General features: G+C 65.0%; 27 protein-coding genes. 11 read left to right on the top strand and 16 right to left on the bottom strand.

Annotation, left to right across the window (positions count from 1 at the left end; translation table 11 throughout):
* A complete protein-coding gene (gene exbB / locus IB229_RS09190) occupies positions 1 to 1026 on the bottom strand; it encodes a tonB-system energizer ExbB (RefSeq protein ID WP_192327304.1) in 1026 nt (341 codons plus the stop codon).
* Positions 1027 to 1212: 186 nt separating this feature from the next.
* On the opposite strand from exbB, the gene IB229_RS09185 reads away from it, so the two are divergent.
* Positions 1213 to 2091, top strand: coding sequence for an NAD-dependent epimerase/dehydratase family protein (locus IB229_RS09185; protein WP_192327301.1), 879 nt, complete (start codon positions 1213 to 1215; stop codon positions 2089 to 2091).
* Here the strand turns inward: IB229_RS09185 and IB229_RS09180 are convergent.
* The 7 genes from IB229_RS09180 to IB229_RS09150 all read right to left on the bottom strand — a co-directional run bounded on the left by IB229_RS09180 (position 2067) and on the right by IB229_RS09150 (position 7719).
* Positions 2067 to 2429 carry a type IV secretion protein Rhs gene (locus IB229_RS09180; RefSeq protein WP_192327299.1) on the bottom strand — a complete coding sequence of 121 codons (363 nt, stop codon included), beginning with the start codon at positions 2427 to 2429 and terminating at the stop codon, positions 2067 to 2069. The genes IB229_RS09185 and IB229_RS09180 overlap by 25 nt on opposite strands.
* 8 nt (positions 2430 to 2437) lie before the next feature.
* Positions 2438 to 3169 (bottom strand): hypothetical protein, encoded by a 732-nt coding sequence (locus tag IB229_RS09175; RefSeq protein WP_192327296.1) that lies wholly within the window; start codon positions 3167 to 3169, stop codon positions 2438 to 2440.
* Between the two features lie 22 nt (positions 3170 to 3191).
* Positions 3192 to 3572: a RidA family protein gene (locus IB229_RS09170; protein WP_192327293.1), complete on the bottom strand. Its 381-nt coding sequence runs from the start codon at positions 3570 to 3572 to the stop codon at positions 3192 to 3194.
* A gap of 88 nt (positions 3573 to 3660) precedes the next feature.
* Entirely contained in the window at positions 3661 to 5769 is a 2109-nt protein-coding gene (gene spoT, locus IB229_RS09165) for a bifunctional GTP diphosphokinase/guanosine-3',5'-bis pyrophosphate 3'-pyrophosphohydrolase (RefSeq protein WP_192327290.1), read from the bottom strand.
* A 57-nt stretch (positions 5770 to 5826) separates the two neighbouring features.
* Positions 5827 to 6090, bottom strand: coding sequence for a DNA-directed RNA polymerase subunit omega (gene rpoZ / locus IB229_RS09160; protein WP_173211071.1), 264 nt, complete (start codon positions 6088 to 6090; stop codon positions 5827 to 5829).
* 106 nt (positions 6091 to 6196) lie between these two features.
* Positions 6197 to 6814 carry a guanylate kinase gene (gmk, locus tag IB229_RS09155; RefSeq protein WP_192327287.1) on the bottom strand — a complete coding sequence of 206 codons (618 nt, stop codon included), beginning with the start codon at positions 6812 to 6814 and terminating at the stop codon, positions 6197 to 6199.
* 41 nt (positions 6815 to 6855) lie between these two features.
* The gene (locus IB229_RS09150; protein WP_192327284.1) at positions 6856 to 7719 is read right to left on the bottom strand and encodes a YicC/YloC family endoribonuclease; all 864 of its coding nucleotides are present in this window, start codon (positions 7717 to 7719) and stop codon (positions 6856 to 6858) included.
* 142 nt (positions 7720 to 7861) lie between these two features.
* Between IB229_RS09150 and rph the strand changes: the two genes are divergently transcribed.
* The 3 genes from rph to IB229_RS09135 all read left to right on the top strand — a co-directional run bounded on the left by rph (position 7862) and on the right by IB229_RS09135 (position 9982).
* Positions 7862 to 8581, top strand: a complete 720-nt coding sequence (gene rph / locus IB229_RS09145; RefSeq protein ID WP_192327281.1) for a ribonuclease PH — start codon at positions 7862 to 7864, stop codon at positions 8579 to 8581.
* A gap of 21 nt (positions 8582 to 8602) precedes the next feature.
* Positions 8603 to 8968: a DUF4870 domain-containing protein gene (locus IB229_RS09140; protein ID WP_192327278.1), complete on the top strand. Its 366-nt coding sequence runs from the start codon at positions 8603 to 8605 to the stop codon at positions 8966 to 8968.
* A 66-nt stretch (positions 8969 to 9034) separates the two neighbouring features.
* Positions 9035 to 9982: a DUF808 domain-containing protein gene (locus tag IB229_RS09135; RefSeq protein WP_192327275.1), complete on the top strand. Its 948-nt coding sequence runs from the start codon at positions 9035 to 9037 to the stop codon at positions 9980 to 9982.
* Positions 9983 to 9994: 12 nt separating this feature from the next.
* On the opposite strand, the gene IB229_RS09130 is transcribed toward IB229_RS09135, so the two are convergent.
* Positions 9995 to 10774, bottom strand: a complete 780-nt coding sequence (locus IB229_RS09130; RefSeq protein WP_192327272.1) for an exodeoxyribonuclease III — start codon at positions 10772 to 10774, stop codon at positions 9995 to 9997.
* A 92-nt stretch (positions 10775 to 10866) separates the two neighbouring features.
* Here IB229_RS09130 and pyrE point away from each other — a divergent pair, with 92 nt between their 5' ends.
* Entirely contained in the window at positions 10867 to 11508 is a 642-nt protein-coding gene (gene pyrE / locus IB229_RS09125; protein WP_192327269.1) for an orotate phosphoribosyltransferase, read from the top strand.
* Positions 11509 to 11538: 30 nt separating this feature from the next.
* Positions 11539 to 12126 (top strand): DUF4124 domain-containing protein, encoded by a 588-nt coding sequence (locus tag IB229_RS09120; RefSeq protein ID WP_192327266.1) that lies wholly within the window; start codon positions 11539 to 11541, stop codon positions 12124 to 12126.
* Between the two features lie 52 nt (positions 12127 to 12178).
* Here IB229_RS09120 and argB read toward each other — a convergent pair whose 3' ends face one another.
* The 4 genes from argB to coaBC form a co-directional block, all read right to left on the bottom strand.
* A complete protein-coding gene (argB, locus tag IB229_RS09115) occupies positions 12179 to 13087 on the bottom strand; it encodes an acetylglutamate kinase (RefSeq protein ID WP_192327263.1) in 909 nt (302 codons plus the stop codon).
* A 23-nt stretch (positions 13088 to 13110) separates the two neighbouring features.
* Entirely contained in the window at positions 13111 to 14508 is a 1398-nt protein-coding gene (algC, locus tag IB229_RS21860) for a phosphomannomutase/phosphoglucomutase (protein WP_225579093.1), read from the bottom strand.
* A 1237-nt stretch (positions 14509 to 15745) separates the two neighbouring features.
* Positions 15746 to 16201 carry a dUTP diphosphatase gene (gene dut, locus IB229_RS09105; RefSeq protein WP_192327257.1) on the bottom strand — a complete coding sequence of 152 codons (456 nt, stop codon included), beginning with the start codon at positions 16199 to 16201 and terminating at the stop codon, positions 15746 to 15748.
* 31 nt (positions 16202 to 16232) lie between these two features.
* Positions 16233 to 17441: a bifunctional phosphopantothenoylcysteine decarboxylase/phosphopantothenate--cysteine ligase CoaBC gene (gene coaBC, locus IB229_RS09100; RefSeq protein WP_192327253.1), complete on the bottom strand. Its 1209-nt coding sequence runs from the start codon at positions 17439 to 17441 to the stop codon at positions 16233 to 16235.
* 204 nt (positions 17442 to 17645) lie between these two features.
* Between coaBC and radC the strand changes: the two genes are divergently transcribed.
* Entirely contained in the window at positions 17646 to 18320 is a 675-nt protein-coding gene (gene radC / locus IB229_RS09095; RefSeq protein ID WP_192327250.1) for a RadC family protein, read from the top strand.
* Between the two features lie 6 nt (positions 18321 to 18326).
* Here the strand turns inward: radC and IB229_RS09090 are convergent, their stop codons facing one another.
* Positions 18327 to 19904 (bottom strand): ABC transporter substrate-binding protein, encoded by a 1578-nt coding sequence (locus IB229_RS09090; protein WP_192327247.1) that lies wholly within the window; start codon positions 19902 to 19904, stop codon positions 18327 to 18329.
* Positions 19905 to 20238: 334 nt separating this feature from the next.
* On the opposite strand from IB229_RS09090, the gene rpmB reads away from it, so the two are divergent.
* Positions 20239 to 20475, top strand: coding sequence for a 50S ribosomal protein L28 (rpmB, locus tag IB229_RS09085; protein ID WP_192327244.1), 237 nt, complete (start codon positions 20239 to 20241; stop codon positions 20473 to 20475).
* 10 nt (positions 20476 to 20485) lie between these two features.
* The gene (gene rpmG, locus IB229_RS09080; protein ID WP_003464575.1) at positions 20486 to 20641 is read left to right on the top strand and encodes a 50S ribosomal protein L33; all 156 of its coding nucleotides are present in this window, start codon (positions 20486 to 20488) and stop codon (positions 20639 to 20641) included.
* Between the two features lie 134 nt (positions 20642 to 20775).
* Here rpmG and IB229_RS09075 read toward each other — a convergent pair whose 3' ends face one another.
* Entirely contained in the window at positions 20776 to 21141 is a 366-nt protein-coding gene (locus tag IB229_RS09075; protein ID WP_192327241.1) for a cupin domain-containing protein, read from the bottom strand.
* A gap of 216 nt (positions 21142 to 21357) precedes the next feature.
* Here IB229_RS09075 and IB229_RS09070 point away from each other — a divergent pair, with 216 nt between their 5' ends.
* Both IB229_RS09070 and IB229_RS09065 read left to right on the top strand, forming a co-directional pair.
* A complete protein-coding gene (locus IB229_RS09070; RefSeq protein ID WP_192327238.1) occupies positions 21358 to 22851 on the top strand; it encodes an aldehyde dehydrogenase in 1494 nt (497 codons plus the stop codon).
* 347 nt (positions 22852 to 23198) lie between these two features.
* The gene (locus tag IB229_RS09065) at positions 23199 to 24341 is read left to right on the top strand and encodes an MFS transporter (protein WP_192329347.1); all 1143 of its coding nucleotides are present in this window, start codon (positions 23199 to 23201) and stop codon (positions 24339 to 24341) included.
* A 56-nt stretch (positions 24342 to 24397) separates the two neighbouring features.
* Here the strand turns inward: IB229_RS09065 and IB229_RS09060 are convergent, their stop codons facing one another.
* Positions 24398 to 25963 (bottom strand): phospholipase D family protein, encoded by a 1566-nt coding sequence (locus tag IB229_RS09060; RefSeq protein ID WP_192327235.1) that lies wholly within the window; start codon positions 25961 to 25963, stop codon positions 24398 to 24400.
* Positions 25964 to 26049 lie beyond the last annotated feature (86 nt).

Raw genomic sequence — 26049 nt, 5'->3', positions numbered from 1 at the left:
TCAGACCGCCTTGACCATGTGCGGCTGTTGGCTGCGATCACCGCTCGACTGATGGTCGAGGTCGCGGCTGACCAGCAGCAGAACCTGTGCCGACGCGTCGGCTACCTGCGCCTTGTAGCTGGCGATGGAGCGGGCGAAGACGTTGTAGATGATCACCGCAGGAATCGCCGCGACCAGACCCAGGGCGGTAGCCAGCAGGGCCTCGGCGATGCCGGGGGCGACCACGGCGAGGTTGGTGGTCTGCGATTTGGCGATGCCGATGAAGCTGTTCATGATGCCCCATACGGTACCGAACAGGCCGACGAAGGGCGCGGTGGAACCGATGGTGGCGAGCACGCCGGTGCCTTTGCTCATCTCGCGACCGCAGGCGGCGACCAGGCGCTCCAGGCGGAAGCTGACACGTTCCTTGATGCCTTCCTTCTCGCGGCAGCCGGAGGAGAGCTTCAGCTCGTCGCGGGCGTCATCGATCAGCAGGCTGCTGAAGCTGTGCTTGGTGCGGGCCTGTTCGGCAGCCTGGTTGAGGTTGCGCGCGCCTTTCAGGTCCAGCAGTTCGCGCTGCAGGCGGCGGCGGGCGCCGATCAGCTCGATGCTCTTGGCGACCCACACGGTCCAGGTCAGGATCGAGGCCAGGACCAGGCCGATCATCACGCTCTTCACCACGATGTCGGCGTTCTGGTACATGCCCCACGGCGACAGATCGTGGACCAGGCCCTGCTCTTCGGCGAGCAGTTCTTCGTCGGTCGGTGCGTTGGGATCGACCGGCGCGTTCGGGTCGACGGCAGCAGCATTCGGGTCGACCGCAGCGCCTGCTTCAGCCGGGGTCGCGGCCGGGGCAGTGGCACTCGGCGCGGCAGCGGAGTCTGCTTCGGCGCTGACGGCTGGCGGCGTCGCCGGCGCGGCGACCGGCTCTTCGGCGAAGCTGCAGACCGGGGCCAGCAGCAGGCTGAAGAGCAGGGCGCCCATGACACGCAGAGCGCGCGATGGGGAAACAGGGTTGGGCTGAGCGCTGGTAGCGATAGAGTTCATGCTGGCCGGACCTAGGGTGGACGAACGTGACCAGGCTCGACGGGAGCTCTGGCGCAAAAGGGCGATTATTATTGCAAGTAATTCTTGTTTGTGAAAGTAACAATGTAACTTTATTGCACTAAATCCTGCTGTTACCCTGTCCGTCGGTCGCCATGGCGGTACCGGATTTCCCACGAGGTGCTTTTGATGTCTGCTGCTCCGACCCTGATGATTGCTGGCTGTGGTGATGTAGGCGGGCGACTGGCCCAGCGCATGGACCAGGCCGGCTGGCGCGTGTTCGGTCTGCGCCGAAACGTCGCAGCCCTGCCCGCGGGCATCCAGCCGGTGGCGGGTGACCTCTACCAGGCGCAGTGCCCCGAGCAGTGGCCGAGCGAGCCGCTGGACTATCTGGTGTACGCGGCTGCGGCCACCGCGCATGACGAGGCCGGCTACCGCGAGGCCTATGTTGATGGCCTGCGCCATGTGCTGGCCTGGCTTGCGGCCCATGGCCAGCGCCCTAGGCGCGTGCTGTTCGTTTCCAGTAGCGGCGTTTATGCCCAGGATGGCGGCGTGTGGATCGACGAAACCTCGCCCGCCGAGGCCGAGGGCTATTCCGGGCGCATCATGCGTGAGGCCGAAAACCTGCTGCTGGGCAGCGACCTGCCCGGCACGCTGGTACGCCTGACCGGCATCTACGGACCGGGCCGCGAGTGGCTGATCAATCAGGTGCGCATGGGTTATCGCGTTGTCAGCGAGCCGCCGTTGTATGGCAATCGTATCCATACCGACGATGCGGCCGGGCTACTCGCCTTCCTGCTGCAGGCCGACCGCCGCGGCGTGGCGCTGGACGATTGCTACATCGGCGTCGACGACGAGCCGGCGGCGCTGCATGAAGTGGTTGGCTGGCTGCGCGAGCGCCTGGGCGTCAGCCACTGGGCAGAGGAGTCCACCGTGCGCCGTTCCGGTAGCAAACGCTGCAGCAACGCCCGTGCCCGCGCCTTGGGTTGGGCGCCGCAGTACCCGAGCTACCGGGAAGGCTACGCCGCTATCCTGAGTGCTGATCAGTCGTCAGAGCGACCGGTATAACGCCCGCTGGAGTCGTATTGCCGGCCGTCCCGGTCCTGCCTGCCTTCATAGTGTCCACTGGCGTCGTACTTGCGGCCATCCTGGTCCTGGCGTCCGGTGTAACGTCCGCTGGCGTCATAGTTGCCGCCGCTTTCGCTTTGCCGGCCGAGGTAGTGCCCGCTGTCATCGTAGCGCTGGCCATTGGCATCGGTTCTGCCGGTATAGTGGCCACTGCTGTCGTAATGGCGGCCGCTGTCGTCCGTGCGGCCCAGATAACGTCCGCTGCTGTCGTAGTGGCGCTGGTCAGCCTGGGCAGTCAGGGCGAGTAATAGCAGCCCTAGCAATGAGGTGTGGCGCATGTCCGCGGTCAGTCTCGTTCGAGCAGCCAGGCCTGGCGACCGGGTTGATATTCGGGCATCTCGGTCGACTGGGCCTGATTTACCGCCTCGAAGATGCGTAATTCGTCACCCTCGCGTTCGAACATCCAGGGTGCGCCCTGCTGGCCGAGCTGCAGCCACAGGCTGTCGTGGTCGCCGGCCATCGACGCGCAGTCACCGGCCAGGCACAGGGCATAGCGCTCGCTACCCGGCAGACCCTCGACGCGGCCGTCCGGGTGGAAGATCACCATGCCGCCCTGGCCCAGGCCTTCCACGATGGTCCATTGGCCGCCGAGGTAGGCCTGGTACAACGCCCACTCGAAGCTGCTGCCCGGCGGCGCATCGGCCGCCGCTGGCTTGGTCGGTTTGCTGAAGCGCTGTTCCGGCCAGTTGCTGCTGGCGGCTTGCACCAGCTGCGCGTCATCGAGGCTGAGCTGTTCTTGGTAATCGCCGTGGTAGTCGACGTGCCAGCCGCCGTCCTGGGCCACCAGCTGGCCTTCGCCCAGCTCGAAGCCGTTGCTGTAGGTCGCCAGGCCGCGCGCGCTGTCGACCTTCCACTCCAGGTTCGGGCCGTAGGCCAGCAGCGCCTCGCGCAGCGAGCCACCTTCGCCGGCGGCATCGATCAGCGGCTGGTTGATCCAGGTGCCGTCCGGGTTGCCGGGCTGGCTGGCGCAGCCGCCGAGCAGGCTGCAGGCGAGCGCGAGGCTCAGGGCGAGACGCATGGCGATGTCCTTGGCCGGGGGCTTATTCGAGAACCAGGATGCCGTCCATTTCCACCAGCGCACCGCGCGGCAAAGCGGCCACGCCGATGGCGGCGCGGGCCGGGTAAGGCTGCTCGAAGTAGCGGCCCATGACTTCGTTGACCTTGGCGAAGTGGCTGAGGTCGGTGAGGAAGATGTTCAGCTTGACCAGGTCCTTGAACGAGCCGCCGGCCGCTTCGATCACGGCCTTGAGGTTTTCGAACACCTGTACGGTCTGCTCTTCGAAGCCTTGCACCAGTTCCATGGTTTGCGGGTCCAGTGGGATCTGCCCGGACAGGTACACGGTGTTGCCTGCCTTGATCGCCTGGGAGTAGGTGCCGATGGCGGCTGGGGCCTTGTCGCTGCTGATCACGCTCTTGCTCATGGAATAGCTCCTTGTGGGATGAAGGCTGCGCTCGTATGGGTGATCGAGCGCAGACCGAGGTGGTGGGGTTGGCGGCGGCGCCTCAGCTTCAGGCGCGCATGCGGGTGATGCGGATCACCCCGGTGAGGGCGCGCAGTTTCTTGATCACCCGGGCCAGGTGTACGCGGTCATGCACGCTGATGACCAGCTGGACCACGCTGATGCGACCGTCGCGCTCGTCCATGCTGATCTTCTCGATGTTGCCGTCGGCGGCGTTGACGCTGCTGGCGAGCAGGGCGATCAGGCCGCGCTGGTGCTCCAGCTCGACGCGCAGTTCGACGTTGAATTCGCCGGTGACATCCTTGGCCCAGTTGAGCTGGATGCATTTTTCCGGGTTGTGGCGGATTTCGCTGATGTTCTTGCAGCTGTCCAGGTGCACGACCATGCCCTTGCCGGCGGACAGGTGGCCGATGATCGGGTCGCCGGGGATCGGCGTGCAGCACTTGGCGTAGCTGAGCACCAGGCCTTCGGTACCGCGGATTGCCAGCGGGCCTTCGGCATTCGGCGATTCGTCGCCTTCGCTGGCCAGCAGGCGTCGGGCGACCACGTAAGCCATGCGATTGCCCAGGCCGATGTCTTCGAGCAGGTCTTCGATGACCTCCAGGCGGTATTCGCCGAGGGCCTGCTGCAAGCGCTCGGGGGAAATCTTCTCGAGGTGACTGTCGAAGCCGGTCAGCACCTTGTTCAGCAGGCGCTCGCCGAGGCTGATCGATTCCGAGCGGCGCTGCAGCTTGAGCGCATGGCGGATGTGCGTGCGCGCCTTGCCGGTGACCACGAAGTTGAGCCAGGCCGGGTTTGGCCGCGCGCCGGGGGCAGTGACGATTTCCACCGTGGAGCCGCTTTCCAGGGCCTGCGATAGCGGTGCCAGACGGCGGTTGATACGGCAGGCGATGCAGCTGTTGCCGACGTCGGTGTGCACCGCGTAGGCGAAGTCGACCGCCGTGGAGCCTTTCGGCAGCTCCATGATGCGGCCCTTGGGCGTGAACACGTAGACCTCGTCCGGGAACAGGTCGATCTTCACGCTCTCGATGAATTCCAGCGAGTTGCCGGCGCGTTGCTGCATTTCCAGCACGCCTTTGACCCACTGCCGCGCACGGGCATGGGTGCCCTTGGGCTGGTCGTCATCGTTGGATTTGTACAGCCAGTGCGCGGCGATGCCGTTGTTGGCCATCTCTTCCATTTCACGGGTGCGGATCTGGATTTCGATGGGCACGCCGTGCATGCCGAACAGAGTGGTGTGCAGCGACTGGTAGCCGTTGGCCTTGGGGATCGCGATGTAGTCCTTGAAGCGCCCCGGCAGGGGTTTGTACAGATTGTGCACGGCGCCGAGCACGCGGTAGCAGGTGTCGACCTTGTCGACCACGATGCGGAAGGCGTAGACATCCATGATCTCGTTGAACGCCCGGCGCTTGCCACGCATCTTCTGGTAGATGCTGTACAGGTGCTTCTCGCGGCCGATCACATCGCCCTGCATGCCTTCACGTTCGAGGCAGTGAGTGATCGATTCCTCGATCTTGGCGACGATTTCCTTGCGGTTGCCGCGCGCCCGCTTGACCGCGGTACGGATGCGCTCGGAGCGCATCGGGTGCATGGCCTTGAAACCGAGGTCCTCGAACTCCACGCGCATGCTGTGCATGCCCAGCCGGTTGGCGATGGGCGCGTAGATTTCCAGGGTTTCCTTGGCGATGCGCCGGCGCTTCTCGCCGGACAGCACTTCCAGGGTGCGCATGTTGTGCAGGCGGTCGGCCAGCTTGACCAGGATCACGCGGATATCGCGGGCCATGGCCATGGCCATCTTCTGGAAGTTCTCGGCCTGGGCTTCGGCCTTGGTCTCGAAGTTCATCTGGGTCAGTTTGCTGACCCCGTCGACCAGTTCCGAGACGGTTTCGCCGAACTGCGCGGTGAGCGCTTCCTTGGCGATGCCGGTGTCCTCGATCACGTCATGCAGCATCGCGGCCATCAGGCTCTGATGGTCCATGTGCATGTCGGCGAGGATGTTGGCGACGGCAAGCGGGTGGGTGACGTAGGCCTCGCCACTGCGGCGGCGTTGGCCATCGTGCGCCTGCTCGGCGTAGAAGTACGCGCGGCGGACCAGATTGACCTGGTCCGGGCCGAGGTAGGTCGACAGTCGTTCGGCGAGTGAGTCTATGCTCGGCAAGGATGTGCTCCCTGCCGTTTTGGCTGCATGCGAGTCGCGCGACTTCGACCCATGGCGTTACAGAGGCTCGTTGGCCTCGTCCTCGAGGGCAGCGAAGAACGGTTCTTCCTCGACCAGGTCGTCCTGGGCGATGACGTCGTAGTCGACCAGGCCGGCAGCGATTTCGCGCAGGGCGACGACGGTGGGCTTGTCGTTTTCCCAGGCTACCTTGGGCTCTTTGCCGCCGGTGGCCAGTTGACGGGAGCGCTTGGTGGCGAGCATGACCAGCTCGAAGCGGTTATCGACGTTGTCCAGGCAGTCTTCAACAGTAACGCGGGCCATGGATGTTCCTCGTGGCAAATAGCAAATAAGGCTGGGCCCGGATGGGCGAGCGGACTGGATAGTCTAAAAAATCACCAGCATTAAGGGAAGCGCTGATTTCCCGGGCTCAGGCCAGCAGTTCGCTGAGCAGGCCGGCGTGACGCTGCTGCTGTGGCTGCTGGCACAGCTGATTGGCGCGGAAAATCGCCTGCAGGTCGGTCAGGGCGTGGGCGAAATCGTCGTTGATCACGATGTAGTCGTACTCGACGTAGTGGCTCATTTCGCTGACGGCTTCGCGCATGCGTCGTTCGATGATCTCGCCGCTGTCCTGGCCGCGATTGGTCAGGCGATGGCGCAGGGCTTCCTGGGTCGGTGGCAGGATGAAGATCGATTTCGCCTGCGGCATCAGCTTGCGCACCTGCTGCGCGCCTTGCCAGTCGATCTCCAGAATCAGGTCGTAGCCTTCGGCAAGGGTCTTCTCGACCCAGCGCTGCGAGGTGCCGTAGAGGTTGTCGAAGACCTGGGCATGCTCGAGGAATTCGTTGCGATCGAGCATGGCGAGGAATTCCTCGCGAGGAACGAAGTGGTAGTTCACCCCGTCCGCCTCGCCCGGGCGCATGGCGCGGGTGGTGTGCGACACGGAAACGCGGATCTGCGGGGCGGCCTCGATCAGCGCCTTGACCAGGCTGGTCTTGCCGGCGCCGGACGGGGCGGAAACGATGTAGAGAGTGCCGGTGGTGGTCATGTATGCATCCTGGAAAAGATCGGGGTGTCGCCGCAGCGGCGTTATTCGATGTTCTGAACCTGTTCGCGCATCTGCTCGATCAGGACCTTGAGATTGACCGCCGCCTGCGTGCTGCGCGGGTCGAAGGCCTTGGAGCCGAGGGTGTTGGCTTCGCGGTTGAGTTCCTGCATGAGGAAGTCCAGGCGTCGCCCGGCTGCGCCGCCGGCCTTGAGCACGCGGCGCACTTCGGTGACGTGGGTGCTGAGGCGGTCGAGCTCTTCGGCCACGTCGCTCTTTTGCGCGAGCATCACCAGCTCCTGCTCCAGGCGCTGCGGGTCGAGCTCGGCTTTCATCTCGTTGAAGCGGTCGAGGATCTTCTGCCGTTGGCCGGCGAGCATCTGTGGCACCAGTTCGCGCATCGACGCGACCTCTGCGAGGATGCCATCCAGACGCTCGTCGAGCAGCTTGGCCAGCTCGGTGCCTTCGCGACCGCGGCCATTCTTCAGCTCGCTCAGCGCCTGGTTGAACAGGGCGAGGGCGGCGGCGTTCAGCGCCTGCGGATCGGCGGCGTCGGCCACCAGTACGCCGGGCCAGGCCAGCACTTCCAGCGGATTGAGCGGGGCTGGCTGCTTGATCAGGCTGGCCACGCTTTCGGCGGCGGCGATCAGCTGACGGGCGCGTTCGCTGTCGATCTGCAGTGCCTTGCCGGCGTTGTCTTCGGCGAAGCGCAGGGTGCATTCCACCTTGCCGCGCGACAGGCCCTGACGCAGGGCTTCGCGCACCGCGCCTTCGAGGTCGCGGAAGGCTTCCGGCAGGCGCAGGTGCGGCTCCAGATAACGGTGATTGACCGAGCGCAGTTCCCAGCTCAGGGTGCCGTTGGCGCCTGCCCCTTCGACGCGGGCGAAGGCCGTCATGCTGTGCACCATGGGAATTACCTCTTGCGGATGCGAAACCAGGGCGCGGATTGTAGCGCAGTGCGTCGGCCGGCCCAATCCGCCGTGTCGCGCTGGCGATGGCAGCCCTATAATGCCGGGCAGATTCCCCGCTCTCTTATTCAGGTATTAGCAGATGAAACGTCCCAGTGGCCGTGCCTCCACCCAGTTGCGCGCTGTTCGCATCACCCGCAACTACACCAAGCATGCCGAGGGTTCGGTACTGGTCGAGTTCGGTGACACCAAGGTCATCTGCACCGCGAGCGTCGAATCCGGCGTGCCGCGTTTCCTCAAGGGCCAGGGCCAGGGCTGGCTGACCGCCGAGTACGGCATGCTGCCGCGCGCCACCGGCGATCGTAACCAGCGCGAAGCCAGCCGTGGCAAGCAGGGCGGCCGCACCCTGGAAATCCAGCGCCTGATCGGCCGTTCGCTGCGCGCCGCGCTGGACATGAGCAAGCTGGGCGAGAACACCATCTATATCGACTGCGATGTGATCCAGGCCGACGGCGGCACCCGCACTGCGTCGATTACTGGTGCCATGGTTGCACTGGCCGATGCGCTGAAGGTGCTGAAGAAGCGCGGCGCGCTCAAGGGCGAGCCGCTCAAGCAGATGGTCGCCGCGGTTTCCGTGGGCATCTACCAGGGCGAGCCGGTACTGGATCTGGACTACCTGGAAGACTCGGCTGCCGAGACCGACCTCAACGTGGTCATGACCGACGCTGGCGGTTTCATCGAAGTGCAGGGCACGGCTGAAGGCGCCCCCTTCCAGCCAGAAGAGCTGAATGCCATGCTGGCCTTGGCCCAGCAGGGCATGCGCGAGTTGTTCGAGCTACAGCGCGCGGCCCTGGTCGACTAATTCCTTCTCCGGAGTACACCGATGGACGAGCAGAACCTCACCCCTCTTCCCAGTCAGGATGCCCGGCAGTGGGCGATGTTCTGCCACCTCGCCGCGCTGATCGGCCTGGTGTTTCCGTTCGGCAATCTGCTCGGGCCGCTGATCGTCTGGCAGCTCAAGCGCGAGGTCGATCCGTTCATTGATGACCAGGGCAAGGAAGCGATGAACTTCCAGATCACCGTGGCCATCGCCGCGGTGGTGTGCATGCTGCTGATGGTTGTGGTGGTGGGTTTCCTGCTGCTACCGCTGATCGGCCTGCTAGCGCTGGTGCTGAGCATCATTGCCGGGGTCAAGGCCAATGAAGGCAAGGCCTACCGCTATCCACTGTGCTGGCGGTTGATCAAGTAAGTTGCCCTGTGGCGGCTCGCCCTGGGTCGCCTCTCTTTACCACTCATCGTACAAGGATGCCCTGAAGTGGCTGGAGCCAATCTGTTAGCCCTGCTCGACGATATCGCCAGCGTGCTGGACGATGTGTCGGTGATGACCAAGGTGGCGGCGAAGAAAACCGCTGGTGTACTCGGCGATGACCTCGCGCTGAATGCGCAGCAGGTCTCCGGGGTCAAGGCCGAGCGCGAATTGCCGGTGGTCTGGGCGGTGGCCAAGGGCTCGCTGCTGAACAAGGCCATTCTGGTGCCGGCGGCGCTGCTGATCAGCGCCTTCGCGCCCTGGGCCGTCACGCCGCTGCTGATGCTGGGTGGTGCCTTTCTCTGCTACGAAGGCTTCGAGAAGCTGGCGCACAAGTTCCTGCACAGCAAGGAAGAAGACAGTAGCCAACATGCGCAGCGGGTCGAGGCGCTGGCCGATCCGAGCGTGGACATCCAGGCGTTCGAGAAGGACAAGATCAAGGGCGCAATCCGTACCGACTTCATCCTTTCCGCGGAAATCATCGCGATCACCCTGGGCGTGGTGGCGGCGCAGCCGTTCATCCAGCAGGTCACCGTGTTGTCCGGCATCGCCTTGGTGATGACCGTTGGCGTGTACGGCCTGGTCGCCGGTATCGTCAAGCTGGATGACGCCGGGCTCTATCTCAGCCAACGCGGCAATGCGGCGGCGCAGCAGATTGGACGTGGGATTCTCTGGCTGGCGCCATGGCTGATGAAGGCGCTGTCGGTGATCGGTACGGCGGCGATGTTCATGGTCGGCGGCGGAATCCTTACCCACGGCATTCCGGTGGTGCACGAGGCGATTCATCACGCGGCGCTGGCGGCTGCCACGTTGCCTGCCATCGGCGGTGTGCTGGCGGTGATCACGCCGACCCTGCTCGACGCGCTGTTCGGCGTGGCGGCAGGTGCCGTGGTGCTTGCGGTGGTTGGCGCGACGTCGAAGCTGTGGCGTTCGCTACGCGGCGGAGCGGCCGGCTGACGCCGGCGCAGGTCAGACGCTGAGCAGCCAGTCGTAGTCGACGATCAGCGGCGCATGCTGGGAGAAGCGCGGCTGGCGTGGCAGCTTGGCGTTGCGCACGGAGCGGCGCATGCCCGGGGTGAGCAACTGGTAGTCGAAGCGCCAGCCGAGATTGAGCATGTCGGCCTGCTCGCTGTCCGGCCACCAGCTGTACTGGTCGCCCTCGCGGCTGACTTCGCGTAGCGCGTCGACATAGCCCATGGTGCCGATCACTTCGTCCAGCCAGGCGCGCTCCGGCGCTAGGAAACCCGGCACCTGCTGGCAGTCGCGCCAGTTCTTCACGTCGAGCTTCTGGTGGGCCACGTACAGCGAGCTGCAGTAGATGTACTCGCGGCGCTTGCGACGCTGCTTGTCCAGGTACGCGGAGAAGTCGTCGATGAACTTGAATTTCTGGTTGAGGTTTTCGTCGCTGCCCTGGCCGGATGGCAGCAGGACGGTGGCGATGCTGACCTTGTCGAAGTCGGCCTGCAGGTAGCGGCCGTAGCGATCAGCCATTTCAAAGCCGAGGCCGTGGATCACCGCCTTTGGTTGCAAGCGCGAGTACAGTGCGACGCCGCCCTGGGCAGGCATTTCTGCATCGCAGGCGTAAAGAAAGTAACCGTCAAGCTGAAAAGCCGGGTCTTCCAGCTCGAGAGAGGAGGCGCGGGTATCTTGCAAGCAGATCACATCGGCATTCTGGGCTTGCAGCCAGCTGAGCAAACCGCGCTCGACTGCACCCTGAATGCCATTCACGTTGACACTGATGATCCGCATAATGGCCCCCAAAAACACCTGCGTGTATGATACCTGAGCTCATCCGTAATTAGCCAAATTCATAGCTATAACCCTTCCGTTCGGGGCTTTTCATGCAGGCGTACCAGCGCGAGTTCATCCGTTTTGCCATCGAACGCGGCGTTCTGCGTTTTGGTGAGTTCACCCTCAAGTCCGGACGCACCAGTCCCTACTTCTTCAATGCCGGTCTGTTCAGCAGCGGTTTGGCCTTGGCCAAGCTGGGGCGTTTCTATGCCTCGGCACTGGTCGACGCCGGTATCGACTTCGATGTGCTGTTCGGCCCGGCCTACAAGGGCATTCCGCTGGCGGCGGCCACTGCGGTGGCGCTGGCCGAGCAGCATGAACGCGATCTGCCCTGGTGCTTCAACCGCAAGGAAGCCAAGGATCATGGCGAAGGCGGTACGCTGGTCGGGGCGCCGCTGACCGGGCGCGTGATGATCGTCGACGACGTGATCACTGCTGGCACGGCGATTCGCGAGGTCATGCAGATCATCCAGGCGCAGGGCGCGCAAGCCGCAGGCGTGCTGATCGCCCTGAACCGGCAGGAGCGCGGTACGGGCGAGCTGTCAGCGATCCAGGAGGTCGAACATGACTACGGCATGCCGGTGGTGAGTATTGTTTCGCTGGAGCAGGTGCTGGATTATCTGGCAGGCGATGCTGAACTGAAGAAGCACCTGCCAGCTGTCGAGGCGTATCGCGCGCAGTACGGCATCTAGCTTCACCCTCACAAGAAGAAGGATTTGTTCATGCTCAAGCGGGACGCGATGCACTGGACATTGACCTTGGCCCTTTGCCTGCCGTTGGGCGTCAGTGCGGCCGAGCTGTATCGCTATATCAACGACAAGGGTGTCGTTGTGCTCGATCGTACCGGTGTGCCGCCGGAGTTCATCGGCAATGGCTATGAAGTGCTCAACGACCAGGGCCGGGTCGTGCAGGTGATACCTCCCGCACCGAGCCTGGAAGAGCGTCAGCGCCTGCAGGCCGAGAAAGCCCGCGCCAGTTCGGACAAGCAGCTGCTGCGTCTGTACAGCAGTGTCGAGGATGTGGATCGTGCCCGCGAGCGCAAGATGGTCGAACTCAAGGGGGTGATCAGCGTGGCGCAGGGCAACCTGCAATCGCTGCGCACTCAGCAGGGCAATCTGCAGAGCCAGGCTGCCGGCTTGGAGCGCGGCGGGCGCGAAGTGCCTGAGCATCTGCTGGCGCAGATCGAGAATCTCAAGGCCGAGCAGGTGGGGTTGCAGAAGGACATCCAGCGTTATCAGGACGCGCGCAAGCAGGCCGAGGCGGGTTTTGTTGCCGATAGAGCTCGCCTGCAGCAATTGCTCAATCGCTAAACGCCACCCGAAAGAAAACCGGCCGCTGATGCGGCCGGTTTGGTTTTCTCGATCACAAATGTCGCTTGCGATTGCTGATCAGCGTACCCACGCCGCTGTCGGTGAAGATTTCCAGCAACACCGCATTCGGCACACGCCCGTCGATGATGTGCGCACTGGTCACGCCGCCCTGCACCGCTTCGAGGGCGCAGCGGATCTTCGGCAGCATACCGCCGTAGATGGTGCCGTCGGCGATCAATTCGTCGACCTGCTCGGTGGTCAGCCCGGTCAGCACTTCGCCCTGCTTGTTCATCAGGCCGGCGATGTTGGTCAGCAACATCAGCTTTTCCGCTTTCAGCGCTTCGGCCACCTTGCCGGCCACCAGGTCGGCGTTGATGTTGTAGGACTCGCCGTCCGCGCCGACGCCAATCGGCGCGATCACCGGAATGAAGTCGCCACGCACCAGCATGTTCAGCAGGTCGGTATTCACCCCGACCACTTCGCCGACGTGGCCGATGTCGATGATTTCCGGCTGGGTCATCTCCGGGGTCTGCCGGCTGACGGTGAGCTTCTTCGCCCGGATCAGCTCGGCGTCCTTGCCGGTCAGGCCAATGGCACTGCCGCCGTGGCGGTTGATCAGGTTGACGATGCTCTTGTTGACCTGGCCGCCTAGGACCATTTCCACCACGTCCATGGTGGCCGTGTCGGTGACGCGCATGCCGTCGATGAAGTGGCTCTCGATGGACAGGCGCTTGAGCAGGTCACCGATCTGCGGGCCGCCGCCGTGTACGACCACCGGATTGATGCCAACCGCCTTCATCAGCACGATATCGCGGGCGAAGCCCTCTTTCAGCTCTTCGCTCTCCATGGCGTTGCCGCCATATTTGATGACCAGCGTCTTGCCGACGAAGCGACGGATATAAGGCAGCGCCTCGGACAGTACGCGGGCGACTTGGGTGGCGGCATCACGGTTCAGGGTCATAACGAGCAACGGCTCCAGGCAGATCAGAACGGCAGGTTGAGTTCAGGGGCGACGGTGTACAGCTGGGCGCGGAACACTTCCTTGATGCGCGACAGCTCGTCCTCGGTCTCCGCTTCGAAGCGCAGCACCAGCACCGGTGTGGTGTTGGAGGCGCGAACCAGGCCCCAGCCCTTTGGATAGTCGACGCGCACGCCGTCCAGGGTGGTCAGGTTGGCCTCACCCCAGACACCATCGCGCTGCAGGCTGTCGATCAGGCGGAACTTGTTCTCATCGGTCACGGTGATGTTGATTTCCGGTGTGGAAATGTCACTCGGGAAGGCGGAGAACACGTGCTCGGCGTCGCGCTTGTCCTGGCTGAGGATCTCCAGCAGGCGGGCGGCGCTGTAGATGCCGTCGTCGAAACCGAACCAGCGCTCCTTGAAGAAGATGTGGCCGCTCATCTCGCCAGCGAGCAGCGCGCCGGTTTCCTTCATTTTTTTCTTGATCAGTGAGTGGCCGGTTTTCCACATCACCGGGCGGCCGCCGTAGCCACTGATCAGCGCGCCGAGGCGGCGGGTGCATTTGACGTCGTAGATAATGTCCGCGCCCGGGTTGCGCGAGACCACGTCCTTGGCGAACAGCATCATCAGGCGGTCCGGGAAGACCATCTCGCCCTTGTTGGTCACCACGCCGACACGGTCGCCGTCGCCGTCGAAGGCCAGGCCCAGGTCGGCGCCTTCGGCTTTCACGCGGGCGATCAGGTCGACCAGGTTCTCCGGTTTACCCGGGTCCGGGTGGTGGTTGGGGAAGTTGCCGTCGACGTCGCAGAACAGCGGGATCACGCTGCAGCCCAGCGCCTCGATCAGGCGCGGGGCGATGACGCCGGCGACGCCGTTGCCGCAGTCGACCACCACCTTCATCGGTTTAGCCAGGGCGATGTCGTCGCGGATCTGCTTGAAGTAGCGGTCGAGGATGTCGAGCTGTTCGACGCTGCCGGTGCCGCTGGCCAGGTCGTTGTTGTCGATGCGGGTCTTCAGCGCCTGGATCTGCTCGTTGGCCTGGGTGTCACCGGCGATGACGATCTTGAAGCCGTTGTAGTCCGGTGGATTGTGGCTGCCGGTGAGCATTACGCCGGATTTGCCTTCCAGCACGTGGGTCGCGAAGTACAGCACCGGGGTCGGCACCATGCCGATGTCGGTAACCTGGCAACCGCAGTCGAGCAGGCCCTGGATTAGTTGCTGCACCAGTTGCGGGCCGGACAGGCGGCCGTCGCGGCCGACCGCGACATTCGGCTCGCCCTTGGCGAGGCTTTCCGAGCCGATCGCCCGGCCGATCCAGTAGGCGGCCTCTTCGGTCAACGTGTCGCCGACCACGCCACGGATGTCGTAGGCGCGGAAGATGCTGCCGGGAAGTTTAGGGGGGGTCTGTGGGGCGTTAGCCATGAACGTTTGCTCCAATCCCAGGAGGTCCTGGTCTTCGTCAAGAATGTCGATATCGAGAATATCGGTGTCCTGGAACAGTGGGTCGGCCAGCGGTGCGGGCCGGTTCACTGATTCCGCTCGGGCAGTGCTAGGGGTACTGCCGGCCTCGTTGTTCGGGGCTTCTTGTTTGCTGCGACGCGGCATGCGCGCCAGGGCCTGCGCGAGGCCGTCGAGGGCTGCAAAACTCAGGCTGAAGCTTTTGACCGACTTTCCACTGGAAAGCTCCTGAATCATTTGTCCGAGTTGCTGCACGTCGCCGCGCAACTGGGCGAGCAGCTGGCTACGGGTCAGGTACAGGCCGAGCAGTGCGCCGGCCAGGGCGAGCAGTGCGGCGAGGCCGAGCAGCATGGGCGAGAGTGCTTGTGGCGCCAGCTCGCTGCCCGCGCTGAAGTTCAGCGTCCAGTTCGGGTTGCCGGTGTTGAAGGTCTGCAGCGGCGCACTGCCGGCCTCACCGCGTTGCATCAGCACCTGGGCGACGCCATCGCCGAACTTCTGGGTGAGCTGCGCCTGGCCGACGCCGGCCGGCAGGGCGGGCAGGGCGCTGAGCAGGCGTTCCAGGTCGACAACCAGCAGCAGCGTGCCCTGCAGGCGCGGATTGTCCGCGCGGCGCAGCGGCGCCACGCTGTAGGCCAGCCAGCGTTCGCCGATCTTGTAGGCCTCGACTGCGGGGGTCTGGCCGTTCTCCATGCGGCGTACCAGGTCCAGCGCGGCGAAGTTCATCGGTCCGCTGCGGCCGATGTCCAGCGCGGCGCGGCCAGGGGCGTTGAGGTGGGCGTCGACGATCCCCTGCCAGTGCTGCAGGCTGCGCTCGGCCACGCCGATTTGCGCGCGGTCCTCGCTTTGCAGCGCATCGATCAGCGAAGGGTCGCTGGCGGCGGCCTGGGTGTCTGCCTGCAGTTGCTGCAAGGCCTGCTTCAGCGCGCCGGCCTGGCTGCCGCCCCAGGCTTCGCCAAGCTTGACCTGTTCCTGCTGGTTGCTGCCGCTGAGGCTGAACCACAGTAGCAGAGCGGCGGCCAGCAGCCCGGCGAGGGTCGCCAGCAGGCCTGGCAGCAGGGCTTTCTGGTCGTTGCCGCTGCGAGCGGCTTTGGCCGGCGATTCGGCGGGGCTGACCAGGACGTCGGTGGGGGTGTCCTTGGCGGTGCGCTTGAAGAGTTTCACGAAACGTCTCCCGGGCAATTCATCCTGAAAAAATAGCGGTTCAGTGGCTGCCGGAGTGGCCGAAGCCACCGGCGCCGCGCTGGCTTTCGTCGAATTCCTCGACCAGCTCGAAGTGCGCCTGCACCACCGGCACCAGCACCAGCTGGGCGATGCGCTCGCCGATGGCGATGGTGAATGGCGTTTGCCCGCGGTTCCAGCACGACACCATCAGCTCGCCCTGGTAGTCGGAGTCGATCAGACCGACCAGGTTGCCAAGCACGATGCCGTGCTTATGGCCCAGGCCCGAGCGCGGCAGGATCAGCGCGGCGAGGCCCGGGTCGCCGATGTAGATGGACAGGCCGGTCGGCAGCAGCACGGTCTGGCCGGGCTCGAGAACCAGCTCCGCGTCGAGCATGGCTCGCAGGTCCAGCCCGGCCGAGCCTGGCGTGGCGTACTGCGGCAGGGGGAATTCGTTGCCCAGGCGCGGGTCGAGGATTTTGGCTTGCAAAGCGTGCATGTCGGGCCCTGTCGATCGGTAATAGGTGAGGTCAGGCGTGGGTCAGGCGCTCGGCGATGAACGCCACCAACTGGCGGGCGATCTTGCCTTTGCTGGTCTGCGCGAAACTGCTGGCGTGCAGCTCGCGGTCGATGATGGTGATGGCGTTCTCTTCGCTATTGAAGCCGATGGTGGGGTTGGCCACGTCATTGGCGACGATCAGGTCGAGGTTCTTGTCCTTCAGCTTACGCGCCGCATAGCCCAGCAGGTTCTCGGTTTCGGCGGCGAAGCCGACGCTGAACGGGCGGTCTGTGCGGCCGGCCAGGGTGGCGAGCACATCCGGGTTGCGCACCAGTTGCAGGAGCAGGCCGTCGCCGGTGGTCGGGTCCTTCTTCAGCTTGTGCTGGGCGACCACTTCCGGGCGGTAGTCGGCCACGGCGGCAGAGGCGATGAGGATGTCGCAGGGCATCGCGGCCTCGCAGGCGGCGAGCATGTCGCGGGCGCTGACCACGTCGATGCGGTTGACCCGGTCTGGCGTGGCCAGGTGCACGGGGCCGGTGATCAGGGTCACGCGGGCGCCGGCTTCCACCGCCGCCTCGGCCAGGGCGAAGCCCATTTTCCCCGAGCTGTGGTTGGTGATGTAGCGCACCGGGTCGATGTTTTCCTGGGTCGGCCCGGCGGTGATCAGCACGTGCTTGCCGGTCAGCGCCTGGCCGACGAAGCAGTCGGCGGCGCGTTGCGCCAGCTCTTCGGCTTCGAGCATGCGCCCCAGGCCGACATCGCCGCAGGCCTGGCTGCCCGAGGCCGGGCCGAACAGGCGCATGCCGCGCTGTTGCAGGCGCTCGGCATTGGCCTGGGTCGCCGGGTCGCGCCACATCGCCTGGTTCATCGCCGGCGCCAGGGCCACGGGGGCATCGGTGGCGAGTACCAGGGTGCTCAGCAGGTCATCGGCGACGCCTTGGGCCAATCGCGCCATGAGGTCGGCAGTGGCGGGCGCGATCAGGACCAGATCGGCCCACTTGGCCAGTTCGATATGACCCATGGCGGCTTCGGCGTCGGGGTCGAGCAGATCAAGGTGGACCGGGTTGCCGGACAGCGCCTGCAGCGTCAGCGGGGTGATGAATTCACGGCCGCCCCGGGTCATCACCACATGCACTTCGGCACCCTGGTCACGCAGGCGTCGCACCAGCTCCGCGCTCTTGTACGCAGCAATGCCGCCGCCGACGCCCAGGACAATGCGTTTCCGATACAGCCGCTGCATAGGCCTGCCTTAAATAGAATGGTGGTGGATAGCGTAGCGGCGATGGCTTTCCTCCCCAGGAGCGGTTGGTGTAGTGCTGCCGGCGGTTCGCTACCGAACGCCGATCTGGTCACCAATCCGCCGGCCGATCGCCGCGCAAAAAGTCGGGCTAAGATAGCACAGGGCCCGCGCCGGAACAGCGGGCCGACTCGACAGGGAGATGTCATGAGTATTCGCGATTGGCCCGCGGCGGAGCGCCCGCGGGAAAAGCTTCTCGACCTGGGCGCAGCGGCTCTGAGCGATGCCGAATTGCTGGCGATTTTCCTGCGTACCGGGGTCGCCGGGCAGAGTGCGGTCGATCTTGCCCGACACCTGCTGCGTGACTTCGGCAGCCTGCGCGCGCTGCTTGAGGCAGACCTGCCATCCTTCAGCCTGCGCCTGGGTCTTGGCCCCGCCAAATTCGCCCAGTTGCAGGCGGTGCTGGAGATGGGCCGGCGCCATCTCGCCGAGCGTCTGAAGCGCGATTCCGCACTGGAAAGCCCGCAGGCGGTACGCGACTACCTCAAGGCGCGCTTGCGCCACGAGCCGCACGAGGTATTCGGCTGCCTGTTTCTCGATGCCAAGCACCGGGTGATCGAGTTCGAGGCGCTGTTCCACGGCAGCATCGACGGCGCCAGCGTCTACCCGCGGCAGGTGGTCAAGCGGGCGCTGGCGCAGAATGCCGCGGCAGCGATCCTGGTGCACAACCACCCTTCCGGCGTTGCCGAGCCGAGCCAGGCCGATCGCGTGCTGACTGCGCGATTGAAGGAAGCGCTGGCGCTGATCGAGGTGCGCGTGCTCGACCACTTCATCGTCGGTGACGGCGAGCCGCTGTCGATGGCCGAGTACGGCTGGCTGTAATCCGCTTCAGGGGCGCAGGCTGACCCGCGAGAAGTCCTGGCGGCCGAAGGGATTGGCCTGGTAGCCCTGCACTCTTTCGCTGAGCAGCACGCTTGCCGTCGGATGGGCCAGCGGCAGCCACAAGGCCTGCTCATGGATGATGTACTGCGCCTGGCGATAGGCGTCGCTGCGTGTGGCCTGTTCGGCGCTGGCCTTGCCCTGGCCGATCAGGCTGTCGAGCGGCTCGCTGCAGTAGCGGGCGAAGTTGGTCCCGGTCTTCACCGCAGCGCAGGAAAACTGCGGGCTGAGGAAGTTGTCCGGGTCGCCGTTGTCGCCAGCCCAGCCCATGAACAGCAGGTCGTGCTCGCCGGCCTTGGCACGGCGGATCAGCTCGCCCCACTCGATCACGCGAATCTGCGCGCGGATGCCGACCGCAACGAGGTCCGCCTGCAGAAGCTGCGCTCCCAGGCTCGGGTTGGGGTTGAGCAGGCTGCCTGATGGCCGCGTCCAGATCGTCGTGTCGAAACCGCCCGCGAGTCCCGCTTCGGCCAGCAGGGCGCGGGCCTTGGCTGGATCGTGCGGGTAGGGTGTCAGCTCGCGGGCGTGGCTCCAGGTGGTGGGTGGGTAGACGCCTGTGGCGGCCTGGGCGCTGCCTTCGAATACGGCCTTGAGGTAGCTGGTGCGGTCGAAGGCCAGGTTGATCGCCTGGCGCACCTGCGGTTTGTCCAGTGGTGGCCGCTGGCTGTTGAGGGCGACGAAGGCCGTCATGAAGGCTGGCGTTTCGCTGACCTGCAGGTGCGTGTCCTGGCGCGCGCTGCGTACATCCAGTGGCTTCGGAGAAAGGGCGATGTGGCACTCGCCGCGGCGCAGCTTCTGCAGGCGCACCACCGGTTCGGGCGTGATGGCGAACACCACGCTGTCCAGCGCCGGTTTGCCGGCGAAGTAGTCCGGGTTGGCGCTGTAGCGCACCGCGGCATCGCGCTGGAAGCGCTTGAGGGCGAACGGGCCGGTGCCGATCGGCTGGCGGTTGAGGGCGTCCGGCGTGCCGGCGCGCATCAGCTGGGCGGCATACTCGGCGGAATAGATAGAAGCGAAGCCCATGCTCAGGCTGGCGAGAAAGGTCGCGTCCGGGCGTTTCAGGGTGAAGCGGATGGTGTGCGGGTCGGGTGCCTCGATGCGTTCGATCAGCGTTGGCCACTGCATCGACTGGGCGTGGGGGTAGCCGCTGGGCGCGGTCTTGTACCACGGGTGCGCCGGATCGAGCATGCGCTGAAAGCTGAACAGCACGTCCTCGGCATTGAATGTGCGCGTGGGCTGGAACCAGGCGGTGTGGTGAAACTTCACCCCGCTGCGCAGGTGGAAATCCCAGACCCTGCCGTCGGCGGACACCGCCCAGCGCTCGGCCAGGCCCGGTTGCAGCTGCCCCTGGCCGGCATCGAATTCGACCAGCCGGCTCATCAGCATGTCGGCGGCGGCATTGGTGGTGGTCAGCGAGTTGTAGCGCACCACGTCGAAGCCCTCCGGGCTGGCCTCGGTGCAGACGCTGAGCACGGCGGCCTGGCCGAGCAGCGGGGCGAACAACAGGGGCAGGGCGGCAAGGCGCATGGCGATCTCCGGCGAACGAGGCACTACCCTAGACCAAGGGCTGCGGGCGGACAATCGCCAGCGGGCGACGAGTGGTCAATCCCTCAGCATCCCGGTGGATGCGGCAAAGCGGCGTGATTCGCGGCGTGCGAGGCGTTCGGCAAAGTACTGCGATCCTTGCGAGGGCGGGGGTGTTCTGGTATAAAGCAGCGCTCTTTTCTAGGGGCCCGGTTACTGCGCAAGCGATGAGGCCGGTAAGACCCCCGAGAAACGCGGCGCTGAGCGCCAAATGACTATTTAAGTTCAAGCGGCCAACCCATGCCGGGTTGGGCATGTGGTTTTAGAGGGCTGAGGCATGTCGAGAGTCTGTCAAGTTACCGGTAAGGGTCCGGTAACCGGGAATAACATTTCCCACGCGAACAACAAAACCCGTCGTCGTTTCCTGCCGAACCTGCAGCATCACCGCTTCTGGGTCGAGTCCGAAAAGCGTTTCGTGCGTCTGCGCGTTTCTGCCAAAGGCATGCGTATCATCGACAAGCGTGGCATTGACGTCATTCTGTCCGAGCTGCGCGCTCGCGGCGAAAAGGTTTAAGGAGCAAATCATGCGTGAACTGATCCGTTTGGTGTCCAGCGCCGGTACCGGCCACTTCTACACCACCGACAAGAACAAGCGCACCACTCCGGACAAGATCGAGATCAAGAAATTTGATCCGGTCGTCCGTAAGCACGTGATGTATAAGGAAGCCAAGATCAAGTAATTGATCCCGGCCCTTGTTCGAAGAGACCCGCCTCCTGGCGGGTTTTTTCTTGCCTGGAGAAACGTGCCGGGCAAAAAGAAGCCCGCGTCCGGCGCGGGCTTCTCTGTTTCAACGTATCTGTTTCAGCGCGAGGCTCAGGCCTTGGCCTGCTCGAAGATCACATAGACCTTGCGGCAGGCTTCGAGCACTTCCCAGGTGCCGGAGAAGCCGGCCGGGATGACAAAGCGATCGCCGGCGCGCACGGTCTTGGCGTTGCCGTCGGCGTCGCGCAGCACGGAAACGCCCTGGAGGATCTCGCAGTACTCGTGCTCGGTGTAGTTCACCGTCCACTGGCCGATCGCGCCCTCCCAGATGCCCACGTTGAATTGGCCGCACGGGCTGCCGTAGTGGTTGCGCACGCTTTGCGCCGGATCGCCCTTGAGCACCTTTTCGGCGGCGGGGCGGTAATGCTCGGGCGTGGTGGTGGCGCTGGCGAAGTCGACGATCTGCTCGATGTTCATGGATGACCCGGTTGGCGATGGGAGGGAACCGGCAAAAGTCTATGTTTGATAAAACGAACATTGCAAGGCGTTTGGCTGGTCCGTGTCAAAAATATTGAAAACCTGCGCTGCACTGGTTTAGTGTTGCCGGCACGGTGGCCGCTGCGTTCGGCCTGACAGAATATTTGACACTGCGTGTTGTGGATTCGCGACACGCTGCGAACCGAGGATGCCAGCATGACAACCCTGACCCGTGCCGATTGGGAACAGCGTGCCCAGAGCCTGAAGATCGAAGGCCGCGCCTTCGTCCACGGCGAGTATGTGGATGCCGCGTCTGGCGCCACTTTCGAATGCCTGAGCCCGGTCGACGGGCGCCTGTTGGGTCTGGTCGCCAGTTGCGATCTGGCCGACGCCGAGCGTGCAGTGAGCGATGCCCGCGCCACCTTCGAGTCTGGTGTCTGGTCGCGCCTGGCGCCGGTCGAGCGCAAGAAGGTCATGCTGCGTTTCGCCGACCTGATCGACGCCCATGCCGAGGAGCTGGCCCTGCTGGAAACCCTGGACATGGGCAAGCCGATCAGCGACTCGCTGAGTGTCGACGTGCCGGCCGCCTCGCGCGCCATCCGCTGGAGCGGTGAGGCGATCGACAAGATCTACGACGAAGTGGCTGCCACCCCTCACAACGAACTGGGCCTGGTGACCCGCGAGCCGATCGGTGTGGTCGCGGCCATCGTGCCGTGGAACTTCCCGCTGCTGATGACCTGCTGGAAGCTCGGTCCGGCGCTGTCCACCGGTAACTCGGTGGTGCTCAAACCGTCCGAGAAGTCGCCGCTGACCGGTGTCCGCATCGCCCAGCTGGCCATCGAGGCCGGTATCCCGGCGGGCGTGTTCAACGTTCTGCCGGGCTTCGGCCACACCGTGGGCAAGGCCCTGGCCCTGCACATGGACGTCGACACCCTGGTGTTCACCGGGTCGACCAAAATCGCCAAGCAACTGATGATCTACGCCGGCGAATCGAACATGAAGCGCGTCTGGCTGGAAGCCGGCGGCAAGAGCCCGAACATCGTCTTCGCCGATGCGCCTGACCTGCAGGCCGCTGCCGAGGCGGCGGCCAGCGCCATCGCCTTCAACCAGGGCGAGGTCTGCACTGCCGGCTCACGCCTGCTGGTGGAGAACTCGATAAAGGCGCAGTTCGTGCCGCTGGTGGTCGAGGCGATCAAGGCCTGGAAACCGGGCAATCCGCTGGACCCGGCGACCAATGTCGGCGCCCTGGTCGACACCACCCAGATGAACAACGTGCTGTCCTACATCCAGGCCGGTCACGACGACGGCGCCAAGCTGGTCGCCGGCGGCCAGCGCGTGCTCGAAGAGACCGGCGGCACCTACGTGCAACCAACCATCTTCGACGGCGTGAACAACGCCATGCGCATTGCCAAGGAAGAGATCTTCGGCCCGGTGCTGTCGGTAATCGGTTTCGACAGCACCGAGGAAGCCGTGGCTATCGCCAACGACACCATCTACGGCCTGGCCGCCGGTGTGTGGACCAGCAACCTGTCCAAGGCGCACCTGGTGGCCAAGGCGCTGCGTGCCGGTAGCGTGTGGGTCAACCAGTACGATGGCGGCGACATGACTGCGCCATTCGGCGGCTTCAAGCAGTCCGGCAACGGCCGTGACAAGTCGCTGCATGCCTTCGACAAGTACACCGAACTGAAAGCCACCTGGATCAAACTATAAGTACGCGGGACGATCTTCTGGTCGTCGGCCATACGGCGTTGCGTCCTCGCTTTAATGCTCACGTACTGCAGTACGTGAGCATTAAAGCTGCGGGGCGCCTGACTCGCTGGCCCTCGCCCTTCGGGCCAGCCTGACGGCTGTTACACCCGTTGGTCGTTGCGTGTGGCCCTAGCCCAGAAGATCTTTTCCTGGGGTGGATCCGGTCGAGATAAGACGGGATAGCGTTGTGATCAAGGTCCGCTCCTGAGGGGAGCCGGCTCTAGCGAGCCAAACCCGCGGCCGGGTTTCTGAAAGGAAGCCCGGCCGTTTGCTTTTTGCGGCGGCCATCGTTGGAGAACTTCATGGCAATGCGTTGGGGTACCTATTTCGCGGTCTGCATGGCCGTGATCAGCATCGGCCTGGCACTCGGGGTGACCATGCCGCTGGTCTCGTTGCGCCTGGAAAGCTGGGGCCACGGTTCCTTCGCCATCGGCGTGATGGCCGCCACGCCGGCGATCGGCGTGTTGCTCGGCGCTTCGCTGGCGGGTCGCCTGGCGGCACGTTTCGGCACCACGGCGCTGATGCAGCTGTGCCTGCTGCTCGGCGCGGTGTCGGTGGCGCTGCTGGCATTGATCCAGAACTACGCGGTGTGGATCGCCCTGCGCCTGTTCATCGGCGTGGCGCTGACCGTGGTGTTCATCCTTGGCGAGAGCTGGATCAACCAGCTGGCGGTGGAGCGCTGGCGCGGGCGGCTGGTGGCCCTGTATGGCACCGGCTACGCGTTGAGTCAGCTGTCCGGGCCGCTGCTGCTGAGCGTGATCGGCACGAGCAATGACCTCGGTTTCTGGACCGGCACCGGCCTGCTCATCGGCGGCTCATTGCTGTTGCTCGGGCGCACCGGCGCGCCTAGCGTGGATGCGCACAGCGCCTCGGGCCGCGGCCTGTGGCAGTTCTGCCAGCGCATGCCGACCATCGCCTGGGCGGTGATGCTGTTTGCCGCGTTCGAGGCGATGATGCTGACCCTGCTGCCGATCTACGGGCTGCGCCAGGGCTTCAGCACCGATGTCGCATTGCTGATGGCCAGCGTGGTGGTGGTCGGCGATGCGGCGCTGCAGCTACCGATCGGCTGGCTGGCCGACCGCATGTCGCGCACCACGCTGTTCCGCGGCTGTGGCGTGGCGCTGCTGCTGTCGAGCCTGAGCGTCCCCATGCTGCTGCACACGCCGTTGATCTGGCCAGTGTGGGTGGTGTTCGGCGCCTCGGCGGGCGGCTTGTTCACCTTGTCGCTGATCCTGATCGGCGAGCGCTTCCGTGACGATGAGCTGGTGCGTGCCAACGCCCATGTCGCGCAGCTGTGGGGGCTCGGTTGCCTGGTCGGGCCGCTGGCCACCGGTGCGGTCAGCCAGTGGGTCAGCGGGCATGCGCTGCCGCTGTTGATGGCGGCGGGCGCGGCCGGGTTCGTCTGGCTGGCCTGGCGGCCGGGCAGCGAGGGGCTGATTGCCGAGCGCTAGTTCGGGTCAGCAGAGCGGGCTTCGGCCTACCTGCGCAGGGGTATGGTGGGTTGTGGCTAAAGCATGCGCTCCAGGCCGATCAGTTCGGAGAACCAGGCGTTGAAATGACGCCAGCGACTACCGGGCTCTTCCACCGCGGTGCGCGTCTTGCCATTGTCCTCGGTGACCCAGACCAGGCGCTTGCCACCGCCGTGGGGCTGCAGGCGCACTTCATAGCTGAGGGCCGGCTGCATGCCTTCCAGCGCCAGCTCGCGCACCCGTTCGGTGAGCTGCGGGCTGTCGACCAGTACACCCACTTCGGTATTCCAGAGAATCGAGCGCGGGTCGAAATTCAGCGAGCCGACGAACACCTTCTGCCGGTCGAGGATGATCGCCTTGCTGTGCAGGCTGGAGTTCGACGCGCCGCTGAAACTGTATGGCCCGCTGCCGGAACCACCGCCGCTGCCATCGGGCTGGCGGCGCAGCTCGAACAGGCGCACCCCGTGTTCGAGCAGTTGCTGGCGATAGGGCGCGTAGCCGCCGTGCACCGCCGGCACGTCGGTGGCTTCCAGCGAGTTGGTCAGCAGGCGCACGCTGACCCCGGCGTCGGCGTGGCCAGTGAGGTAGTTCATGCCTTCCTCGGCCGGCACGAAGTAGGCCGAGACCAGGATCAGTTCCTGCTTCACCTGCTCCAGCTCCGGTAGCAGCTGGGTGGTGAGCAGCAGGTGCGGGTCCGGCTCACCGTCGGCCAGCACCTTGCTCGGTGCATCCCACAGGGCGATGCCCGGCGCCCAGATCAGTTCGTCGAGCCAGGTGTGCAGGTGCGGGTCGTGGCGGTAGGCGAGCAGACGATCATAGAGCTTCTTCTGTTCGACCCGCGCCTGGGCCAGGTAGCCGCGCAGGCGCTGGCGCGCTTCGGCCAGGTCCAGCTGGCTGGGCTGGCGGTAGACGAACTGCTGGATCGGCTTGCTCAGTGCGCTGTTCCAGTACTGGTCGAAGCTGTGTGCCAGCTGCTCGGCGACCGGGCCGACGGCGAGCATGTCGATGTCGGTGAAGTTGAGGCTCGGCTCGGCATCGAAGTACTCGTCGCCCAAGTTGCGCCCGCCGACGATGGCCGCGGCGCCGTCGGCCAGCCACAGCTTGTTGTGCATGCGCCGGTGTTGCTGGCCGAGGTCGAGGATGCGCCCGAGGGTGCGTGTGACACCGGTGGCGCGGCCCAGGTGCAGCGGGTTGAACACGCGTACCTGGATGTTCGGGTGGGCGGCGAGCAGGGCGATCTCGTAGTCGCGGCCGTCGCTGCTGGTGTCGTCGAGCAACAGGCGCACGCGCACGCCGCGATCGGCGGCACTGAGCAGTTCGTCGAACAGCGCACGGGTGCTGAGGCCGTCGTTAACGATGTAGTACTGCAGGTCGAGGCTGTGCTGGGCGGCGCGGATCAGTTCGGCGCGGGCGGCGAAGGCCTCGTTGCTCGCCGGCAGCAGGCGAAAGCCGGATTGCCCGTCATGCGCGGCGGCGCGGGCCAGCAGGGCCTTGCCGAAGCTTGAATTGGCGGCGGGCAGCGCCTGGCTCGGCTGCGCCGGGTAATGACCGGCGCAACCGGCAAGAACCAGTAGCAGGCAGAGCAGCAGGGAACAGCGGCGCACGTCGATCTCCCTAATGGCGCGGGCTGATAGGGCTTGGACGCCGCCGGTCCGGCAAAGATTCAGGCTAAACGCGTCTAGCGTCCGCG

The sequence above is a fragment of the Pseudomonas sp. PDM14 genome, assembly GCF_014851905.1.
Classification (GTDB): domain Bacteria; phylum Pseudomonadota; class Gammaproteobacteria; order Pseudomonadales; family Pseudomonadaceae; genus Aquipseudomonas.
Note: the sequence above shows the minus strand (reverse complement) of the source record. Positions and strands in the feature narration are given on the sequence as shown.

What these genes read in the sequence shown, in the direction of transcription:
- rpmB (WP_192327244.1), top strand. Translation starts at nt 20,239, where the DNA reads ATGTCGAGAGTCTGTCAAGTTACCGGTAAGGGTCCGGTAACCGGGAAT.
- exbB (WP_192327304.1), bottom strand. Translation starts at nt 1,026, where the DNA reads ATGAACTCTATCGCTACCAGCGCTCAGCCCAACCCTGTTTCCCCATCG.
- rph (WP_192327281.1), top strand. Translation starts at nt 7,862, where the DNA reads ATGAAACGTCCCAGTGGCCGTGCCTCCACCCAGTTGCGCGCTGTTCGC.
- IB229_RS09090 (WP_192327247.1), bottom strand. Translation starts at nt 19,904, where the DNA reads ATGCGCCTTGCCGCCCTGCCCCTGTTGTTCGCCCCGCTGCTCGGCCAG.
- IB229_RS09075 (WP_192327241.1), bottom strand. Translation starts at nt 21,141, where the DNA reads ATGAACATCGAGCAGATCGTCGACTTCGCCAGCGCCACCACCACGCCC.
- IB229_RS09185 (WP_192327301.1), top strand. Translation starts at nt 1,213, where the DNA reads ATGTCTGCTGCTCCGACCCTGATGATTGCTGGCTGTGGTGATGTAGGC.
- rpoZ (WP_173211071.1), bottom strand. Translation starts at nt 6,090, where the DNA reads ATGGCCCGCGTTACTGTTGAAGACTGCCTGGACAACGTCGATAACCGC.
- pyrE (WP_192327269.1), top strand. Translation starts at nt 10,867, where the DNA reads ATGCAGGCGTACCAGCGCGAGTTCATCCGTTTTGCCATCGAACGCGGC.
- IB229_RS09175 (WP_192327296.1), bottom strand. Translation starts at nt 3,169, where the DNA reads ATGCGTCTCGCCCTGAGCCTCGCGCTCGCCTGCAGCCTGCTCGGCGGC.
- IB229_RS09180 (WP_192327299.1), bottom strand. Translation starts at nt 2,429, where the DNA reads ATGCGCCACACCTCATTGCTAGGGCTGCTATTACTCGCCCTGACTGCC.
- argB (WP_192327263.1), bottom strand. Translation starts at nt 13,087, where the DNA reads ATGACCCTGAACCGTGATGCCGCCACCCAAGTCGCCCGCGTACTGTCC.
- IB229_RS09070 (WP_192327238.1), top strand. Translation starts at nt 21,358, where the DNA reads ATGACAACCCTGACCCGTGCCGATTGGGAACAGCGTGCCCAGAGCCTG.
- IB229_RS09170 (WP_192327293.1), bottom strand. Translation starts at nt 3,572, where the DNA reads ATGAGCAAGAGCGTGATCAGCAGCGACAAGGCCCCAGCCGCCATCGGC.
- IB229_RS09130 (WP_192327272.1), bottom strand. Translation starts at nt 10,774, where the DNA reads ATGCGGATCATCAGTGTCAACGTGAATGGCATTCAGGGTGCAGTCGAG.
- dut (WP_192327257.1), bottom strand. Translation starts at nt 16,201, where the DNA reads ATGCACGCTTTGCAAGCCAAAATCCTCGACCCGCGCCTGGGCAACGAA.
- algC (WP_225579093.1), bottom strand. Translation starts at nt 14,508, where the DNA reads ATGGCTAACGCCCCACAGACCCCCCCTAAACTTCCCGGCAGCATCTTC.
- IB229_RS09120 (WP_192327266.1), top strand. Translation starts at nt 11,539, where the DNA reads ATGCTCAAGCGGGACGCGATGCACTGGACATTGACCTTGGCCCTTTGC.
- rpmG (WP_003464575.1), top strand. Translation starts at nt 20,486, where the DNA reads ATGCGTGAACTGATCCGTTTGGTGTCCAGCGCCGGTACCGGCCACTTC.
- IB229_RS09150 (WP_192327284.1), bottom strand. Translation starts at nt 7,719, where the DNA reads ATGGTGCACAGCATGACGGCCTTCGCCCGCGTCGAAGGGGCAGGCGCC.
- IB229_RS09140 (WP_192327278.1), top strand. Translation starts at nt 8,603, where the DNA reads ATGGACGAGCAGAACCTCACCCCTCTTCCCAGTCAGGATGCCCGGCAG.
- gmk (WP_192327287.1), bottom strand. Translation starts at nt 6,814, where the DNA reads ATGACCACCACCGGCACTCTCTACATCGTTTCCGCCCCGTCCGGCGCC.
- coaBC (WP_192327253.1), bottom strand. Translation starts at nt 17,441, where the DNA reads ATGCAGCGGCTGTATCGGAAACGCATTGTCCTGGGCGTCGGCGGCGGC.
- IB229_RS09065 (WP_192329347.1), top strand. Translation starts at nt 23,199, where the DNA reads ATGCGTTGGGGTACCTATTTCGCGGTCTGCATGGCCGTGATCAGCATC.
- radC (WP_192327250.1), top strand. Translation starts at nt 17,646, where the DNA reads ATGAGTATTCGCGATTGGCCCGCGGCGGAGCGCCCGCGGGAAAAGCTT.